The sequence below is a fragment of the Mesorhizobium sp. M7A.F.Ca.MR.148.00.0.0 genome (assembly GCF_003997735.1).
In the GTDB taxonomy this organism is placed as follows: Bacteria; Pseudomonadota; Alphaproteobacteria; order Rhizobiales; family Rhizobiaceae; genus Mesorhizobium.
In genome coordinates this window covers 42307-59255 of sequence record NZ_RZTB01000001.1, presented here as the reverse complement: position 1 = coordinate 59255, position 16949 = coordinate 42307, and the positions used below count along the sequence as shown (strand labels likewise).

The 16949-nt window shown below is 61.9% G+C and carries 16 protein-coding genes; 10 read left to right on the top strand and 6 right to left on the bottom strand.

Annotated elements, in window-relative coordinates; translation table 11 throughout:
* Positions 1 to 254: 254 nt before the first annotated feature.
* The 8 genes from EOB49_RS00325 to EOB49_RS00290 all read left to right on the top strand — a co-directional run bounded on the left by EOB49_RS00325 (position 255) and on the right by EOB49_RS00290 (position 8591).
* Positions 255 to 998, top strand: coding sequence for a competence/damage-inducible protein A (locus tag EOB49_RS00325; protein WP_127327513.1), 744 nt, complete (start codon positions 255 to 257; stop codon positions 996 to 998).
* An 81-nt stretch (positions 999 to 1079) separates the two neighbouring features.
* The gene (locus tag EOB49_RS00320; protein WP_127379807.1) at positions 1080 to 1913 is read left to right on the top strand and encodes a universal stress protein; all 834 of its coding nucleotides are present in this window, start codon (positions 1080 to 1082) and stop codon (positions 1911 to 1913) included.
* Between the two features lie 132 nt (positions 1914 to 2045).
* Entirely contained in the window at positions 2046 to 2546 is a 501-nt protein-coding gene (gene gpt, locus EOB49_RS00315; protein ID WP_057145797.1) for a xanthine phosphoribosyltransferase, read from the top strand.
* A 211-nt stretch (positions 2547 to 2757) separates the two neighbouring features.
* Positions 2758 to 3246, top strand: a complete 489-nt coding sequence (locus EOB49_RS00310) for an NUDIX hydrolase (RefSeq protein ID WP_023810435.1) — start codon at positions 2758 to 2760, stop codon at positions 3244 to 3246.
* 235 nt (positions 3247 to 3481) lie between these two features.
* Positions 3482 to 3793, top strand: a complete 312-nt coding sequence (locus EOB49_RS00305; RefSeq protein WP_127322526.1) for a PilZ domain-containing protein — start codon at positions 3482 to 3484, stop codon at positions 3791 to 3793.
* A gap of 598 nt (positions 3794 to 4391) precedes the next feature.
* Entirely contained in the window at positions 4392 to 8174 is a 3783-nt protein-coding gene (locus tag EOB49_RS00300; RefSeq protein ID WP_127379806.1) for a vitamin B12-dependent ribonucleotide reductase, read from the top strand.
* On the top strand, positions 8147 to 8380 hold the full coding sequence (locus EOB49_RS00295; protein ID WP_245472377.1) for a type II toxin-antitoxin system HicA family toxin: 234 nt from the start codon (positions 8147 to 8149) through the stop codon (positions 8378 to 8380). Before EOB49_RS00300 ends, EOB49_RS00295 begins: the two co-directional genes overlap by 28 nt.
* A 4-nt stretch (positions 8381 to 8384) precedes the next feature.
* Entirely contained in the window at positions 8385 to 8591 is a 207-nt protein-coding gene (locus EOB49_RS00290) for a type II toxin-antitoxin system HicB family antitoxin (RefSeq protein ID WP_127293307.1), read from the top strand.
* 340 nt (positions 8592 to 8931) lie between these two features.
* On the opposite strand, the gene fghA is transcribed toward EOB49_RS00290, so the two are convergent.
* The 6 genes from fghA to EOB49_RS00255 form a co-directional block, all read right to left on the bottom strand.
* Complete coding sequence (gene fghA / locus EOB49_RS00280) at positions 8932 to 9762, bottom strand: S-formylglutathione hydrolase (RefSeq protein WP_127269460.1); 831 nt, start codon at positions 9760 to 9762, stop codon at positions 8932 to 8934.
* Positions 9763 to 9864: 102 nt separating this feature from the next.
* Positions 9865 to 10674, bottom strand: a complete 810-nt coding sequence (locus tag EOB49_RS00275) for a formylmethanofuran dehydrogenase subunit C (RefSeq protein ID WP_127379805.1) — start codon at positions 10672 to 10674, stop codon at positions 9865 to 9867.
* Positions 10671 to 11579: a formylmethanofuran--tetrahydromethanopterin N-formyltransferase gene (gene fhcD / locus EOB49_RS00270; protein ID WP_127379804.1), complete on the bottom strand. Its 909-nt coding sequence runs from the start codon at positions 11577 to 11579 to the stop codon at positions 10671 to 10673. The genes EOB49_RS00275 and fhcD overlap by 4 nt, the downstream gene beginning before the upstream one ends.
* On the bottom strand, positions 11567 to 13198 hold the full coding sequence (locus tag EOB49_RS00265) for a formylmethanofuran dehydrogenase subunit A (RefSeq protein ID WP_127379803.1): 1632 nt from the start codon (positions 13196 to 13198) through the stop codon (positions 11567 to 11569). The genes fhcD and EOB49_RS00265 overlap by 13 nt, the downstream gene beginning before the upstream one ends.
* The gene (locus EOB49_RS00260; RefSeq protein WP_245472374.1) at positions 13192 to 14055 is read right to left on the bottom strand and encodes a tungsten formylmethanofuran dehydrogenase; all 864 of its coding nucleotides are present in this window, start codon (positions 14053 to 14055) and stop codon (positions 13192 to 13194) included. Before EOB49_RS00260 ends, EOB49_RS00265 begins: the two co-directional genes overlap by 7 nt.
* A 342-nt stretch (positions 14056 to 14397) precedes the next feature.
* A complete protein-coding gene (locus EOB49_RS00255) occupies positions 14398 to 14778 on the bottom strand; it encodes a 4a-hydroxytetrahydrobiopterin dehydratase (protein WP_127379801.1) in 381 nt (126 codons plus the stop codon).
* A 156-nt stretch (positions 14779 to 14934) separates the two neighbouring features.
* Between EOB49_RS00255 and EOB49_RS00250 the strand changes: the two genes are divergently transcribed.
* Positions 14935 to 15906 (top strand): beta-ribofuranosylaminobenzene 5'-phosphate synthase family protein, encoded by a 972-nt coding sequence (locus EOB49_RS00250; protein WP_127379800.1) that lies wholly within the window; start codon positions 14935 to 14937, stop codon positions 15904 to 15906.
* A 29-nt stretch (positions 15907 to 15935) separates the two neighbouring features.
* Positions 15936 to 16829, top strand: a complete 894-nt coding sequence (locus EOB49_RS00245) for an NAD(P)-dependent methylenetetrahydromethanopterin dehydrogenase (RefSeq protein ID WP_127269828.1) — start codon at positions 15936 to 15938, stop codon at positions 16827 to 16829.
* Positions 16830 to 16949: the final 120 nt, after the last annotated feature.

Here is a 16949-nt window from a genome sequence, read left to right as displayed (position 1 = left end):
TCCTTGAAATTGTCGTGAGGCCCAGGTGAGGCCCTGACCAGCAAAGCCCGGCCGGCGATGCGCTCGATGAACGCGGCGGTTCGCTCCGGGACGACGAATTGCTGCATGTGCCCTATTCCCTCGAACGGTTCGAACCTAGATCCTTGACGTCATCGGCCGCCTTGGCGGCGCGAAGATGACATTGCGGCTACCGTCGCGCCGCGCTATCTCAGACCACTCGCCTTCCCAGGCCATACGCCTTGCCGGAGCCTTCCATGCCTGAAATCGTGACCGCCGCCATGCTCGTCATTGGCGATGAGATTCTGTCCGGCCGAACCAAGGACAAGAACATCAGCCATCTCGCCGACATCATGACGGCAATCGGCATCGACCTGAAGGAAGTGCGTGTCGTCCCTGACGAGGAAGAGGAGATCATCGCCGCGGTGAATGCCGTGCGCAGCCGTTACACCTATGTGTTCACCACCGGCGGCATCGGTCCGACGCATGACGACATCACGGCCGATTCCATCTCCAAGGCTTTTGGCGTGCCTTGCGAATACGATGCCCGGGCCTATGCGATGCTGGAAGCAAGCTATGCCGCGCGCGGCATCGAATATACGCAGGCCCGCAAGCGCATGGCACGGATGCCGCGCGGCGCCGATCTCATCGACAATCCGGTGTCGGTCGCGCCCGGCTTCCGCATCGGCAACGTCCACGTCATGGCCGGCGTGCCATCGATTTTCCAGGCCATGCTCGACAATGTCGTGCCGACGCTGAAGGCCGGCACGAAGATGCTTTCGGCAACCGTGCCCTGCCCGTTCGGCGAAGGCCTCATCGGCGGGCCGTTGGGTGATATCCAGAAAGCGCATCCCGATACGATCATCGGCTCCTACCCGAAATATGGCGACGGCAAGTTCTGGACCGAGCTGGTCGTGCGTGCCCGCAACCAGGAGGCGCTGGACGCCGCCCGCGCCGACGTCGAGGCGATGGTCGCCGGCTTCGCCAGCAATCCCGGCTGATCTGGTCCAGACCGGAACAAAGCACGACGCTGCAACGTTTCCCCGGCACGAGTTCACCAGCTCGTAAATCGAGGGATTGTCATGCGATTCAAAACCATCGTCGCCATTCTGCAGAACGAGCGGGACGCCGAGCGCGTGCTCGACTGCGCCATTCCGCTCGCCACCCGGTTCCAGAGCCATCTGGTCGGCATCCACGCCGAAACGCTTCCCGTGCCCTACACCTCTGCCACAGGCTTTCCCGACACCGAATTCCTGCAGGTTTCGGCAGACATGAACCGGGAACGGGCCGAGAAATTAAAGGCGCTGTTTCTCAGACATATCGAGGATTCCGGTCTTTCCTTCGAGTGGCGAAGCCTGGAGAGCTTTTCGGGTGACAGCGCGCTGACCGGGATTTCGAGCGTGCGGGCCGCCGACCTGATCATAGCGGCGCAGCGCGAAACGGGCGGCGATTCCAGCGCGGACGTGGACACGCTGGTCTACGATGCCGGCCGGCCGGTGCTGGTGGTGCCGCACGAGGGTCCGCTGATCACCACCTTCAAACGCGTCTTGCTCGCCTGGAACGGCAGCAAGGAAGCGGCGCGGGCCGCCTTCGACGCGCTGCCCTTCATCATCGAAGCCGAGAAGACTGACATATTGGTTATCGACCCTCCTGAAACGCTCGACGACAGCCCGGAGGCCGCCGGCGCCGAAATCGCGTCGGCGCTGTCGCGCCACGGCGCCACCGTCAGCGTCTCGGTGCAGCAGTCGGGCGGCAATTCGGTCGATGACATCATCCAGACCAGAATCGCGGAAACCGGCGCCGATCTGCTGGTGCTCGGCGCCTACAGCCACTCATGGCTGCGTCAGCTTCTGTTCGGCGGCGTGACGCGCAGCGTGCTGCGCACCGCGCCGGTGGCAGCGTTCCTGTCGCGGTAGGTCCACAGCGATCGCTGGGCCTTGCCTTTGCCAAGGCCCTTGCTCTTGCCAAGATGGGGGCTTTCCAGCTAATTCCGCGCGCATTCCCCTGTTTTCCTGCGCGCGATCCCCGCGTGCTGTGGAGTGCGCGACATGTCCCTTCCCGAAAAAGCCTTTCCGGTCTCCTGGGACCAGTTCCATCGCGACGCCCGGGCGCTCGCCTGGCGGCTTGCCGGCGCTAACAAGGGACAATGGAAAGCGATCGTCTGCATCACGCGAGGCGGGCTGGTCCCCGCGGCGATCATCTCGCGTGAACTCGGCATCCGCGTCATCGAGACGGTCTGCGTCGCCTCCTATCACGACTATACCAGCCAGGGTCAGCTGCAGGTCCTCAAGGAGATCACCCCTGCCCTGCTCGCCGAAGACGGCGCCGGCGTGCTGATCATCGACGACCTGACCGACACCGGCAAGACGGCGGGCATCGTCCGCGCGATGATGCCCAAGGCGCATTTCGCCACCGTCTATGCCAAGCCGAAAGGCCGGCCGCTGGTCGATACTTTCGTCACGGAAGTCAGCCAGGACACCTGGATCTATTTCCCGTGGGACATGGGCTTCACCTACCAGAAGCCGATCGCCGACGACCACGCCGGCTGATTCGTAACTACCTGCCTGTTACAGACCAGCAGCTTGCACCGGCATGATTTGCTTTCGCAAACAGGTCCGGCAGGGCCGGATATTTTGCGAAATCGGCGTCTATTGGCGGAAATCGGCCAGGCGAATGAAATTTTTTACTTTTATTGCCGACAATTAGCCGTAAGATTCGTGAGACGGCAAACGATTCCGGAGGCTGGGGCTAGCTTCTTCGATGTTGACGAGGCCAACGACACACAATCATCTGGCCGAAAGGGTCCGACGGCTCTTCGGCACGGCGCCGTGCCGCCTGCAGGTTGCCGCCCTGCCCTGGCGCGACACGGGCGACGGCGTCGAAATCATGCTGATCACCAGCCGCGATACTGGCCGCTGGGTATTGCCCAAGGGCTGGCCAGAGGCCAGGGAGCCGCTCTGCGAGGCCGCGGCGCGCGAAGCCGGCGAGGAGGCCGGGCTGCGCGGCCGTGTCTCTCATCTTGAAGCCGGCCGTTACTTCTACGCCAAGGTCCTGGCTTCCGGCGAAGAAGTGCCGTGCGAGGTCCTGGTGTTTCCACTGCATGTCGACAAAGTCGCGGACCGCTGGAAGGAAAAACACTCACGCACCCGCAAATGGGTCCGTGCGAGCGAAGCGGTGCGCATGGTCAACGAACCCGACCTTTGCCAGATCATCGCCTATTTCTGCGCCGACCCGCACAGCTTCTCCTGACGGGCGGCCACACCGCTCTCTTTGCAAAACGGGACTGGCTTGCAAAGGCTAATGCATGTCGCCCAAAAGTGACCTCGGTTTTGGGAGAACGACATGCATAAAAGCAAGGACCTAAAGCGGGTCGCTTGAATCCGTTCAAGCGCGACACGCTTTAGACACGCGTTGCCGTGCTTCGACATGAATGCTTTGCTAAGGAATCAAGGGTAGGATTCGGCAGCTCTGGTATTTTTGATCGATGGCGAATCCCGCAAATCCAATTCCAAACGAGTCCGACGACCCCCAGCGCGAGCATCGTCCGCGCGTGCTCAAGGGTGGGTCGATCATCACCGGAATTTCGAATTCGGAAGTCGGTTGCACGCTGCGCAACCAGCACGACGGCGGCGCCGAACTGAAGATACCGCTCGAAGCCCGGGTCCCAGATCGGTTCCTTCTCTATGTGCCGCTCGACGGCATTGCCTATCGGTGCGAGGTCCGCTGGCGTCGCAACGACCGTATCGGGGTGCAGTTCACCGGCACCGAGCCAAAGCCCCGGCTGCATTACGGCTGACGCCCGGGCAAGCTTGCGCGCGGAAAATCGTGATCCGCGCCTGCATACTATCCCCGTTATCCACATATGTGACACACAAGATGTTGGGGTCACAAAAGCTACGCAAACGAATCCTTGACGGCGCAAAACGAGTCGCCTTTTATAGGCCATGTGCTCCTGTTGAGAGTGCGACCGGAAAGTTCTGAGCCCGGTCTTTTTCCCGGATTATGTGCGTTTTTGCTCGCATTTCCGCCTGTTTACGAGGCCGGCGGAAGCGTTGGGATTGTGGGGCGGTTGGGGACGATAGGGACAATTGTCGGGCTTGAATAAATTGTCTGTTAATACTATATTTAGTGTTTGCAGGTAGGTTCGACGCTAGATAGTGTGAATTTCCCTCGATCGAGGGAATCGGAAAAAATCAGTTTTGAGGGACCCGCGGGTTCGTCGGCGCGTTGGACAGATACTTCGCAAGGAGTTTGACCAGCAGGGCCGGCGGAGACCGCGAAAATGGAGAGCCGGCCGTTTTCGAACGCCGGCAGACGGCGGACATGCGCGTTTCGCATCGGGGGCAGAAATCCCTGGAGGAAAGCGCTATATATAGACAAAAGGGACCGGACCAATGCGCATCGAGCGTCGTTTCACCAAGCCAGGACAATCTGCCTATGCGGAGATCGAATTCCGCAAGGCGCTTTCGGAGATTAAGAATCCGGATGGTTCGGTGGTGTTCCGCTTGGACAATATCGACGTGCCGGCGCAGTTCTCCCAGGTCGCAGCCGATATCCTGGCGCAGAAATATTTCCGCAAGGCCGGTGTGCCGGCGCGCCTGAAGAAGATCGAAGAGAACGACGTCCCCTCCTTCCTGTGGCGCTCCGTCGCCGATGAGACGGAACTTGCCAAGCTGCCGGAAGCCGAGCGCTACGGTTCCGAGATCGACGCCCGCCAGGTCTTCGACCGGCTTGCCGGCACCTGGACTTACTGGGGCTGGAAGGGCGGCTACTTCAAGGGGTCGGAGGAAGACGCGCGCGCTTTCCGCGACGAGCTTGCCTACATGCTCGCCACCCAGCGCGTCGCGCCGAACTCGCCGCAATGGTTCAACACCGGCCTGCACTGGGCCTATGGCATCGACGGCCCGAGCCAGGGCCACTTCTATGTCGACCCGTTCACCGGCAAGCTGACCAAGTCGAAATCCTCCTACGAGCATCCGCAGCCGCATGCCTGCTTCATCCAGGGCGTACAGGACGACCTCGTCAACGAGGGCGGCATCATGGATCTGTGGGTGCGTGAAGCACGCCTGTTCAAATACGGCTCCGGCACCGGCTCCAACTTCTCGCTGCTGCGCGGCGAAGGCGAAAAACTGTCCGGCGGCGGCCGCTCGTCGGGCCTGATGAGCTTCCTCAAGATCGGCGACCGCGCGGCGGGCGCCATCAAGTCGGGCGGCACGACGCGCCGTGCCGCGAAAATGGTCATTGTCGACGCCGACCACCCCGATATCGAGGAATTCATCGACTGGAAGGTCAATGAAGAGCAGAAGGTCGCCTCGCTGGTGACCGGCTCGAAGATCGTCAAGAAGCATCTCGAAGCGATCATGAAGGCCTGCGTCAACTGCGAAGGCAATGGCGACCACTGCTTCGACCCGGCCATCAACACCGCGCTGAAGCGCGAGATCAAGGCGGCCAAGAAGTCCGCCGTGCCGGAGAACTATATCTACCGCGTCATCCAGTTCGCCAAGCAAGGCTATTCGTCGATGTCGTTCAAGACCTACGACACCGATTGGGATTCGGACGCCTACCTCACGGTTTCGGGCCAGAACTCCAACAATTCGGTGTCGCTGAAAGACAATTTCCTGCGCGCCGTCGAGGACGATGCCGACTGGCACCTGACTGCCCGCAAGGACGGCAAGGTGCTGAAGACGCTGAAGGCCAGGGATCTCTGGGAAAAGATCGGTTACGCCGCCTGGGCGTCCGCGGATCCCGGCCTGCATTTCAACACGACGATGAACGACTGGCACACCTGCGCATCGGCCGGTGCGATCCGGGCGTCCAACCCGTGCTCCGAATACATGTTCCTCGACGACACGGCCTGCAATCTCGCCTCGATCAATCTGCTGCCCTACCGCAACGCCGACGGCACGATCGACATCGCAGCCTACGAGCACACCGTGCGGCTGTGGACCATCGTTCTCGAAATCTCGGTGATGATGGCGCAGTTCCCGTCGAAGGAGATCGCCAAGCAGTCCTACGAATACCGCACGCTCGGCCTCGGCTATGCCAATATCGGCGGCCTGCTGATGACGTCGGGCATTCCCTACGATTCCGATGAAGGCCGCGCCATCTGCGCCGCACTCACCGCAATCATGACCGGTGTCGCCTATGCCACCTCGGCCGAGATGGCCGGCGAACTCGGCGCCTTCGCCGACTACGACCGCAATGCGCAGAACATGCTGCGCGTCATGCGCAACCATCGCCGTGCCGCCTATGGCGAGAAGCAGGGCTACGAGAAGCTTGCCGTCAACCCGGTGCCGCTGGTCGCTTCCGACCTGAAGCAGCAGGACCTCGCGACCCACGCCAAGGCCGCCTGGGACCGCGCCATCGAACTCGGCGAGGAGCATGGCTACCGCAACGCGCAGGCGACCGTGATCGCGCCGACCGGCACGATCGGCCTGGTCATGGATTGCGACACCACCGGCATCGAGCCCGACTTCGCGCTGGTGAAGTTCAAGAAGCTGGCCGGCGGCGGCTATTTCAAGATCATCAACCGCGCCGTGCCGGAAGCGCTGCGCACGCTCGGCTATTCCGAAGCCCAGATCGCCGAGATGGAGGCCTATGCGGTCGGCCACGGCAACCTCAATCAGGCGCCGGCCATCAACCCCGGCGCGCTCAAGGCCAAGGGCTTCACCGAGGACAAGATCGCCGCGCTCAACGCAGCCTTGAAGTCGGCCTTCGACATCAAGTTCGTCTTCAATCAGTGGACGCTCGGCGCCGACTGGGTGAAGGAGAATTTCGGCTTCACCGACGAGCAGCTCAACGATTTCTCGTTCGAGATCCTGCCGGCGCTCGGCTTCTCCCGGAAAGATATCGAGGCCGCCAACATCCATGTCTGCGGTGCGATGACGCTGGAAGGCGCGCCGTTCCTCAAGGCCGAACACCTGGCGGTTTTCGACTGCGCCAGCCCGTGCGGCAAGATCGGCAAGCGCTCGCTGTCCATCAACAGCCACATCCAGATGATGGCGGCTGCACAGCCCTTCATTTCCGGCGCCATCTCCAAGACCATCAACATGCCCAACGATGCGACGGTTGAAGACGCCAAGGGCGCCTACATGCTGTCGTGGAAGCTGGCGCTGAAGGCCAACGCGCTATACCGCGACGGCTCGAAGCTGTCGCAGCCGCTCAACTCCTCGCTGCTCGCCGATGGCGAGGACGACGAGGACGAAGCCGTCGAGCAGCTGCTCGCCGCACCTGCGGCAGCACGTGCCGCACAGATCACCGAGCGGATCGTCGAGCGCATCATCGAGCGCGTGTCGCGCGAGCAGGAAAAACTGCCCGGCCGCCGCAAGGGTTACACCCAGAAAGCCAAGATCGGTGGCAACACCATTTTCCTGCGCACCGGCGAATATGACGATGGCCGTCTCGGCGAGATCTTCATCGACATGAACAAGGAAGGCGCGACCTTGCGTGGCCTTCTCAACAACTTCGCCATCGCCATTTCGCTGGGCCTGCAATATGGCGTGCCGCTCGACGAATATGTGCACGCCTTCACCTTCACCAAATTCGAGCCGGCCGGCATGGTGCAGGGCAACGATGCCATCAAGAGCGCGACGTCGATCCTCGACTACGTGTTCCGCGAGCTGGCGATTTCCTATCTCGGGCGCAACGATCTCGCCCATGTCGACCAGTCGGACTTTTCCAACACCGCACTTGGCCGTGGCATCAGCGAAGGCAAGACCGATGCGGTTTCCAAGGGCCTGACTCGTGGCGCATCGCCGGTGAAGCTGGTGTCGCGCGTCAGCGGCAACGACCCGAAAGGCTTTGCGGCCCCCTCGGGCGCCCCTGCTCGCTCGGCACCGACCGCCTTCTCCGGCTCCAACGTGCTGGCGCTGAAGCCCGCCAGCGACGAAGCGGTCGCCTACAAGCGCGACTATGAGGAGCGGGCAAAGGAACTGGCCGAAGACATCGCCTTCGAGGAAGCGGCGGGGGTTGCTTCAGACGCCACGGCAAGCTTGTTCACCGACGCCGCGGCCATCGAGGCGGCGGAAGCCAAGAAACTCGCCAACGACCGCCGCGCAAGGTCTCTGCTCCAGGGTTACACAGGCAATTCCTGCTCCGAGTGCCAGAACTTTACCATGGTGCGGAACGGGACTTGCGAGAAGTGCGACACGTGCGGCTCGACGAGCGGGTGCAGCTGAGGTCTAGTGCCACCTCGGCTTACAGTCGCGAGATCATTCGCCTGCTGGAGGCCGACGGCTGGTATCTGGTTGCAACCAAGGGCAGCCATCGCCAATATAAGCATGAAGTCAAAGCCGGCCGCGTCACCGTGGCTGGCAAGCCGTCTGAAGAGGTTGCGCCAGGAACACTGAACAGCATTCTCAAGCAGTCAGGTTTGAAGGAGTGATGACATGCGTTACGCGGTGGTGATTGAAAAAGCAGGAAGTAATTTCTCTGCCTATGTGCCGGACCTACCCGGCTGCATCGCGACAGGTGCCACTGTGCCTGAAGTGGAAACCGAGATTCGCGACGCAATACGCTTTCACATCGAAGGTTTGCGAGCCGATGGGCTGGATGTGCCCAAGGGTGTCAGCCTCGCGGAATACGTAGAGGCATAAAATCCCTGCAATCAGGATTCTCGGCATCTACCCCGCCGGCAACACCTGCAGCGTCTGCTCGTCAAACAGCGGCTCGTCTTGGCCGACGCGCACGAACAGCACCTTAATCCCCTCACCCGCCGGCACCTCGAAATCTGGATGCCGTCAGGCATTTCGCCCCCTGGCGCCGCAGGGCGGCTCCGGGATCTCATCGGGGCTGGCTACTGCTTTCAGTTCTTTCGCGTGGGCGGCGTCGGGGCTGAATGTTTAGCGCTTGACGCAGGCGGGGACTCTGCCCCCGGCGTAAGGCGTCGGATTCAATAACTTGTTTGCATCTGGCTATGCCTTCGGCCTGCCCAGATCAAAGCCTCTCAGCATGCCATCTCAGATGGTCGTCCATGAAACTGGAGATGAAAAGATACGAGTGATCGTATCCATCCTGCATCCGCAGCTTTAGCGGAATACCTGCTTTGGCGCAGGCCGCTTCAAGCAGCCAAGGCCTCAGCCCGTCGTCAAGAAATCCGTCCGACGTTCCCTGATCGACCAAGAATTCGGGGAAACGGTATCCGTCGTCGATGAGCGACGTCGCGTCGCAGGTTCGCCACGAAGCCTCATCCTTCCCGAGATATTTCTCAAAAGCCGGTCTCGACCAGCCGGCGGTGCTTGGCTGGGCGATCGGGGCGAACGCCGAGCAGCTCTTGAAACGCTGCGGATTCTTCAAGGCAATCGTCAGCGCGCCATGCCCGCCCATCGAATGGCCAAAGATTGCCTGGCGCGCCATATCGGCTGGAAATTCAGCCGCGATGAGAGCCGGCAACTCCTCGGTCACATAGGAATACATGCGATAGTTCTTCGCATAAGGCTCTTGCGTCGCATCGAGATAGAAGCCGGCGCCGGAGCCGAACTGCCAGTTGTCTTTTTCATCCGGAATGTCGGCGCCGCGCGGGCTGGTGTCGGGACAAACGACGATCAGGCCAAGCTCGGCGGCCATGCGCCTGTACTCGCCCTTGTCCATTACATTGGCGTGGGTGCACGTCAGGCCTGAGAGATACCACACAACGGGACAAGGCGCCTCCCGCGCCTGCGGAGGTTTGAAAACGGCAAAAGTCATGTCGCAACGGCAACTCGTCGACAAATGGGAATAGACGCCCTGCACGCCGCCATGGGCCTTCGTTTGAGAGATGATTTTCATGTGTTCTCCACGTTGCGGGTCGGATGACGGTCGGCCCCACCACTGCCACCCAGCGGCAAGCACTTGCGTCCTGCCATCCTATGGTTCTTGTGTCGACGGATCTCAGCGCGGAAAAAGAACCTCGCCCATTCCGAGCACTGCGTTATCCCCGCCATATTTGCGCGGTGCGCTCCCCAGAAGCGGCCGTTTCAAAATGCCCTCGGCGATCAGATGACGATCGATGATGGCGGCGAAAACGCTCTCGGGTGCGCCACATTCGACGAAGCTCGGCGACATGCGTGCCGGCGTGCGATCGAGAAGGATCGAACCGCGACGCATCAAATAACCGGGCATCTCGCCGGTGCCACCGGCCACCACCAGGGTGCCGGCGATCATGCGGCTGCCGGCATGGTCGCCGGAGCCTTTCAGCACCGCGATCAGGCCGCGCCGCATGCGGTCTGCGGCGAAGGCGCCCGCCTTGCCCCTGACGATCAACACACCGCCGTTCATGCCGGCCAGTTCCCCGACGAGCGGCGCACCGAGGTGGTCGCCGGCATTGCCTGTTATCTCAAGCCTGCCGCCACGCATGCCGGAGCCGGCGTATGGACCCGCATTGCCTTCGATCTTGAGCTTGCCACCGCGCATGGCGCGCCCGGCCTGGGCGCCCGCATTGCCAACGAGGCGGACCGACCCGCCCCGCATGCCTTGCGCCACAAGGTCAAGGCGCGTGCTTCCGCCTTCGAACACGATGCTTGTCGGATCGCTGCCGGCGACGCGAAAAATGTCGCCCACCTTCGATCCGTGCTTCGACATGCCGATCTGGATTCTTTCGACGTCGCGCCTTTCGATCCCGGCCAGCCGCTCCGGCGTCAGCGGCGACAGGTCAAGGCGCTCCGGCGGCTCGGCAACCAGGGTGAAGGTCAGCGCCTTCATGGCAGCATATCCTTCAGCGAGTAGATGAATTTCCCGAGCTTGCCGCCGTAATTGCCGGCGCTGATCCGAACCGCGCCTTTTTTCGGTCCGATCTCTATCACAGCCTTGATGCCGGCCTTCATCGCGGCGGCAACGGCATCATTGGTCTCACCATCGATGACGATTTCCAGGACGGCGTTGATGTCGGGACCGAGCTCACTCGCGACGACGCCGCGCAGCGTCGGCGCGTAGGCTTCGTTGGCCGAAGCGATCATGCCTTTGTATTTGCCACCTATCTTGGAACCCGAACGGGCAATGCCGCCCGGAAACGGCACGATGGCGCCAGGCACCATGCCGATCGCAGCGACCGCGGCCTCGGCAGCGGCCAAAGCGTTGGCGCTGCTTTGCGCCATGACAAAGAAATTGCCGCCACCGACAGCTTCCTTCGTCAGTCCGGTCGTTGCTTCGCACAGGAACTCGCCATCCATGACGGGAATACGCCAGAAATGCCTGTCGCCGATCTTCTTGGAGATTTGCCAGCCGTCGCCGAAATAACGCAGCGCCGAACCGAGCTTGAGCTCGGCGCTGCCTTGCAGCCCGGCAAAGCAGGCGGAACCCGGCGAGGTCAAAACGCACTGGCCCACACGATTGAGCAGTTGTTTCTGCAATTCGTCCGTTCCCATCGCGAAAATCATGACGCGGCAGCCTGGCCGGCCATCCGGTGTGGCCGATTGCGGCAGGTCGAGATCGATTGCCGCTTCGCAGCCGCAACCGATCACCGAGGTGGCGAAGCCGGTCATCGTGATCGCCGCCTGGCGAGCCCATTTCCGGCTCGGCGCGGTGATGACGATGGCGGTTGCGCGCATGCCGAAGGCTTCCGCGAAGGTATCGTCGATCGTTACCCCATTGACGCTCATGTTCGGCATGGCACCTCGCCGAATGGCTGTTCGCGCGCAATCGCCGAATCCGGAAAATTGAACCAGTCCAGCGACAGGCCGTAGCGCTGCTGGTGATAGTCCTCGAGCCGTCGCACCATCGCCTTGTCGACAGGCGGCTTGAGCCTCAATGCCTTGCCCCAGCGGTAATGGATGATTTCCCCGTCTTGCACGACGAGATCGCCATCCTTGAAAACATACGCCGCCTGTCCGAGCATTTTCGCGATACTGCGGTCCCTGCGATAGACAGCGATGTCTGCTATTGCACCGGCGCCGAGATGGCCTCGATCCGTCAAGCCGAGCAGCTTGGCCGGCGCCGCGCGCGTCATGATGGCGATTTCCTCGAACGTGTATTCGCGGTCGATTGCGGCCAGGGTAGAGAGCGCCAGGGCGGATCGTGAAAGTCCAGCGGTCATTTCGGCGCGCGCTTCCCGGCTCATCAGCAGTTCGAACAGCGCCGGATAAGCCGTAAAAGGTGCACCGTTGGGATGATCGGTGGTGAAGAACACACGCCAGGGATCGTCGATCAGGAGAAAAAGCTCGAGCCCGATCGCCCACTGCATCGTGCCGTAGAAGTCCTTGCCATAGCTGTAGGGCACGATGCCGCCGCCATTGCCGTCACCATCATGAATGACGGTCTTTTTCGGGTGCGCGCTGCCACGCGCCGAAAACTGCCGCATGACGTCGGAGGAGACCGTGACCGTCTGGCCGAACATGACCTGGCCGATATCGATGGTGACTTCCGGCGTCGCGTTGACCAGTTCGGCAAGCCGTGCGGCGGCGGAAGAAAACCCGCGTTTTCCTTCCGTGCCATAGCCATAGAACTGGAGGTGGGCGAGATGCAGCGGCAGCCCATCCGCCGCTGCGATCGTCGCAGCCGCCGTATCCGCCGATCCGGGGCTGCCCAGATTGTTGCAATGGACATGCAGGGGATGCGGCAGGCCAAGACTGTCGACGGCGGCCTGCAGCGTCTTGACGATCTTGCGCGAACTGACGCCATAGGAAGGCACGACATCGTCCAGCGAGAAGGTGCGGACGTTCTCCTTGAAGGCGGCCGCCGCACCGGCGTTGATCACCTTGACCCCAAGCGCTCGCGTCGAAGCGACCGTCCAGGCGACATAGTCCTCGATCATCGTGGAGGGGGCGTCGTCGCGGATCATCGACAGAAGGAAATCGTCATTGCCGAGAATGGCGAGGGTTGCTTTGTCGATGATCGGGATGTCAGCCAGTTCGAGATGCGTGTGAAGCGCCGCTCCCGGCGACATCGCCGGCTCGACCACCGTCGTAAAGCCCATCTTTGCGTAGAGGCAGCCCGTCTGGAACGTCGACCAGCCGGCATTGGAGAGCGGCGTCATTGCTGGCCTCAGCTGATGGGCGGCATGCTGTTCGGGCAAGAGCAGCCGCGCGGTGTTCACATTGCCGCCACCGATGTGGGAGTGGATGTCGATGGCGCCAGCCATCACGATGCAGCCGCTGGCTTCTATGGTCCGGTCGGCCGCCCCTCCCGCCGGCGCCGGGACGATCTTGTCGTCCTTGATCCAGAGGTCGCCTTTGCCGAGACGGCCGTTGACGGGATCGATGATGTCGCCGCCGGCGATTTTCGTCAGCATGGCAGTGGCTCGGCGAAAGCGTGGCTAGCGATCAGGCGGATGATCGTCGCGGCGGAGGGCAATTGCGAGGCCGCTTGCGCCTCGGTCGACCTGAGCGAGCCCGTGCGGCTGGAATAGACAACCGCATCGTGATCAAGCCCAGCCTCGCCGATGGCGATGGTGACTGCGGCACCGGCAACCGGCTCTTGCGTTTTCGTCAACGCAATCAGTGCCATGCGGCGCTTTTTTTCCTTCGGCTGGGCCGTTGCGGCGGAGATCCGCAGGTGCAGGTCGGCTTCGCCGGCAGCGATCATGCGCGCCACATCGCAGCGCCAGGGATCGAATTCCGGGAAGCCGCGCGCAAAGCCGGTGCGCAGCGGAAAACCTGTCATCCAGGCCGAGGCGAGCGTGCTACCCCAGCCGTTTTCGTTCGCCGGCAGATGAAGGCCGGATGCGCGCGAGTTGCGATTGAGATCGGCGATCAGTCCTTGCAGCATCTCCAATGCCAGGCCTTCGGCGGCGTGGCCTGAAAACAGGAACACGGGAAAACGCGCGGCCGCCAGAGCTTTGGCGAAATCATTGAAATTCGACACCGGTTGCGATGTACGCCGCCCTTTGTACTGTGTCCTCAGCGCCGCCAGCGTGGCGGCGAGGCTAGCTTGGCCACAGGAAAGTCGCGTTGCCTCGCGCCCGCCGTTCAGCGGCGGCACAGACATCCCGTTCGGGCCTACCACGAAGAACGCGCGCTGGTTCACGGTCGAGAGGTCGGGAACCGTCCCGGCGAGTTCGCCAACAAGACTATGATGGATCCGCGGGAGCTCGCCCACGATCACCACGACATCGGCACGCCGGCGCGTCTCTCCGGGGGCGACGGTCATTGCCCCCCTGTCCGTAAAAAGCGCAGTCTCCCGGGCAAGTGCCGCGCCATCGGCATGGTCGTATGCCGCGCCAGCCCTCTCAGCCAGCGCGATCGCCGCCCTCGTGCCGTCTATATCCGTATCAAAGCTGAAAACCGGGCACCGACTTGACGACAGTAGCGACGCGGCATGCGCAGCCGCGCGCTCAATCAGCGCTTCCCGGTTGCCGATCCAAGCAACCGCCATTCGCTAAACTACTTTCTGGTGCCGGCCCGATCCTAGACGAAACTGGATTGGCCGTGAACCCCACCTTGCAGCGGATCAGCGAATGTTTTCATACGCGTCAACAAATTCCGACCCTGCCTAGTCATATTTGACATAAGCGAAGCGTTGATCGGTCAGCGGAGTGCCCTCCAGTGCCCCGTTTTCCTTGGCCGGCTGCCACTGGACAACATCCTCGATCTTTTTCGCCAACTCGAAATCCTTGTCGGTAATGCCTTTCGCCGCGTGGTTCGTCAGGCGCACCTCAACCCAGGCATAGGAGGCGGTGATATCGGGATGGTGCCACGCCGCCTCGGCGAGATGGCCAACCGTGTTGATGACCATCAGCGTCGATTTCCAGCTGTGGGTCTTGTATTTGCGCCGGATCCAGCCGTTTTCGTAGCGCCATTTTGGCAGCTCCTTCTCAAGCCGCTCGGCGATCTCGGCTTCCGAATAGACCTTTTCCTTGACTGTCTCGTTCATCTCGACCTCCGCGAATTGCTCGGTCTGTCTACACGCCGGAGCCAGCAAACACGTGGATGCATTCTCTTTGGCTTGCCCCATCGACGAAAACAGTTATCATGGTACCGGGCACCTAAACTTCCATGATGCATCCATGATGCACCCATCGGGGGGCAGATGTCGAATTCTGTTACCATACGAGTGCCCGCTCGCCTGCACCTTGGCTTCCTTGATCTCAATGGCGATGCCGGACGGCGGTTCGGCAGCGTCGGGCTTCCATTGAGCGCACCCGAAACCGTCGTCACCCTGTCGCGGTCCGGCGAAACCATCGTCGAAGGCTCCGAGAGCACCCGCGCCAGCGAGCATCTGTCGACGCTCTGCAAGCATCTCGGCATTCGCGGCCATCACCATCTGGTGGTCGAGCAGTCGATCCCCAGTCATGCGGGTCTGGGATCCGGCACGCAGATCGCCCTTGCCGTCGCCTCGGCGTTGCGCACTCTCCACAATTTGCCTCTGGATATCGCCGGCGATGCGAGCCTGCTCGAGCGGGGCGGCCGATCCGGCATCGGCATCGCAAGTTTCGAAGATGGCGGCGTCATAGTCGACGCCGGCAAGAACGACCGCGGCGGAACGCCTCCGGTCGTCGCGCGGCTGCCGTTTCCGGAAGAGTGGCGCGTCATCCTCATCCTCGACCATTCCGGGCATGGACTGCATGGCGCTGCCGAGGTCGCGGCGTTTCGTTCGCTGCCGCCATTCCCAACGGCAGGCAGCGGGGAGATCTGCCGGAGGGTGCTGATGGGCATTATGCCGGCTTTGGTCGAGCGGGACCTTCCGGCATTCGGCGCCGCCGTCACCGCGATACAGATGCTGATCGGCAGCCATTTCGCCCCGGCGCAGGGCGGCGTGTTCACCTCGAAGCGGGTCGAGATGGCGGCCCACCGTCTCAATGAAGCAGGCGCCGTCGGCATCGGCCAGAGTTCCTGGGGGCCGACAGGCTTTGCCTTCGCGCCATCACATGACGCCGCACTCAAGTTCGTCGACGCGGTTCGGAGGACAGCAACTGAGGACGGCCTTGAGATCAAGATCGTCAAGGGCAGGAACTCCGGCGCGAAGATCAGCTCAACCAGGCTGAATCTCGTCGGCAGCTGACGCTCCCGTTTCAGGCAGAAAGGCAAGAAATGGCCCGCAAACACATCCTGCACATGCTGACACCGTTGAAGCAGATGAGCCCCTTCGACGTGAACATGGCGCTCGACGCAGGTTTCGACGCCGTCGTCCCCTATGTCGATGTAAGCCTCGCCGAAGTGACAGGCCTGGTCCAGGACGCGATCTTTTCGCGCCCGCCGGATGCGGGTGTCGACACCGGCATCTTCATCGCCGGGAAGGACGCCTCGTTGGCGCTCGACATGTTCGACGCCGCGAAGAAGGCGATGGTGCCGCCTTTCCAGGTTTCGGTGTTTGCCGATCCGGCCGGCTCGTTCACCACGGCCGCGGCGATGGTGGCCAAGGTCGAAAAGGCGCTGGAGAAGAAATTCCAGCGTGCGCTCAGGGATACGAGGGTGGCTGTTTTCGGTGCCACCGGCGTCGTCGGCTTCTGCACCGCCGTCATCGCGGCAGGGGAAGGTGCCCGGGTCACACTTGTCGGCCATGACGGCATCGAGAGGGTCAAGCAGATCGCTGCCGAGATCGAAAGCAGATTCAACATCATCGTCGATGCCGCTGACGGATCGAGCGACGCACGCAAGACAAAGCTGGTCGAGGCGAACGAAATTATCCTGGCTTGCGCCAAAGCTGGCGTCCAGGTGGTCTCCAAAGCCCAGTTGAAAGGCAATGACCTGCTTATTGCGGCCGACGTCAATGCGGTTCCCCCGGCCGGTATCGAAGGATTGGCCGTCAATGCCAATGGTGATCCACTCGAAGCGGCAAAAGCTGTCGGCATTGGTCCGCTTGCCATTGGCAATGTCAAATATAAGGTCGAATTCGGTCTCTTCAAAAGAATGATCGAATCCGAAAAGACGATCACGCTCGATTTTCAGGAAGCGTTTTCCCTTGCACGCGAGATTGCCAAGTAACGCCGGATCTCTCTTGATCGCGGCAATTTCAGGCCGGGCGCTGGCCGCCGCCGCGCGCCGCGCCGGCTATCGTCCGCTGGTTGCCGATTTCTTTTGCGATACGGACACCGTCGCGCTCGC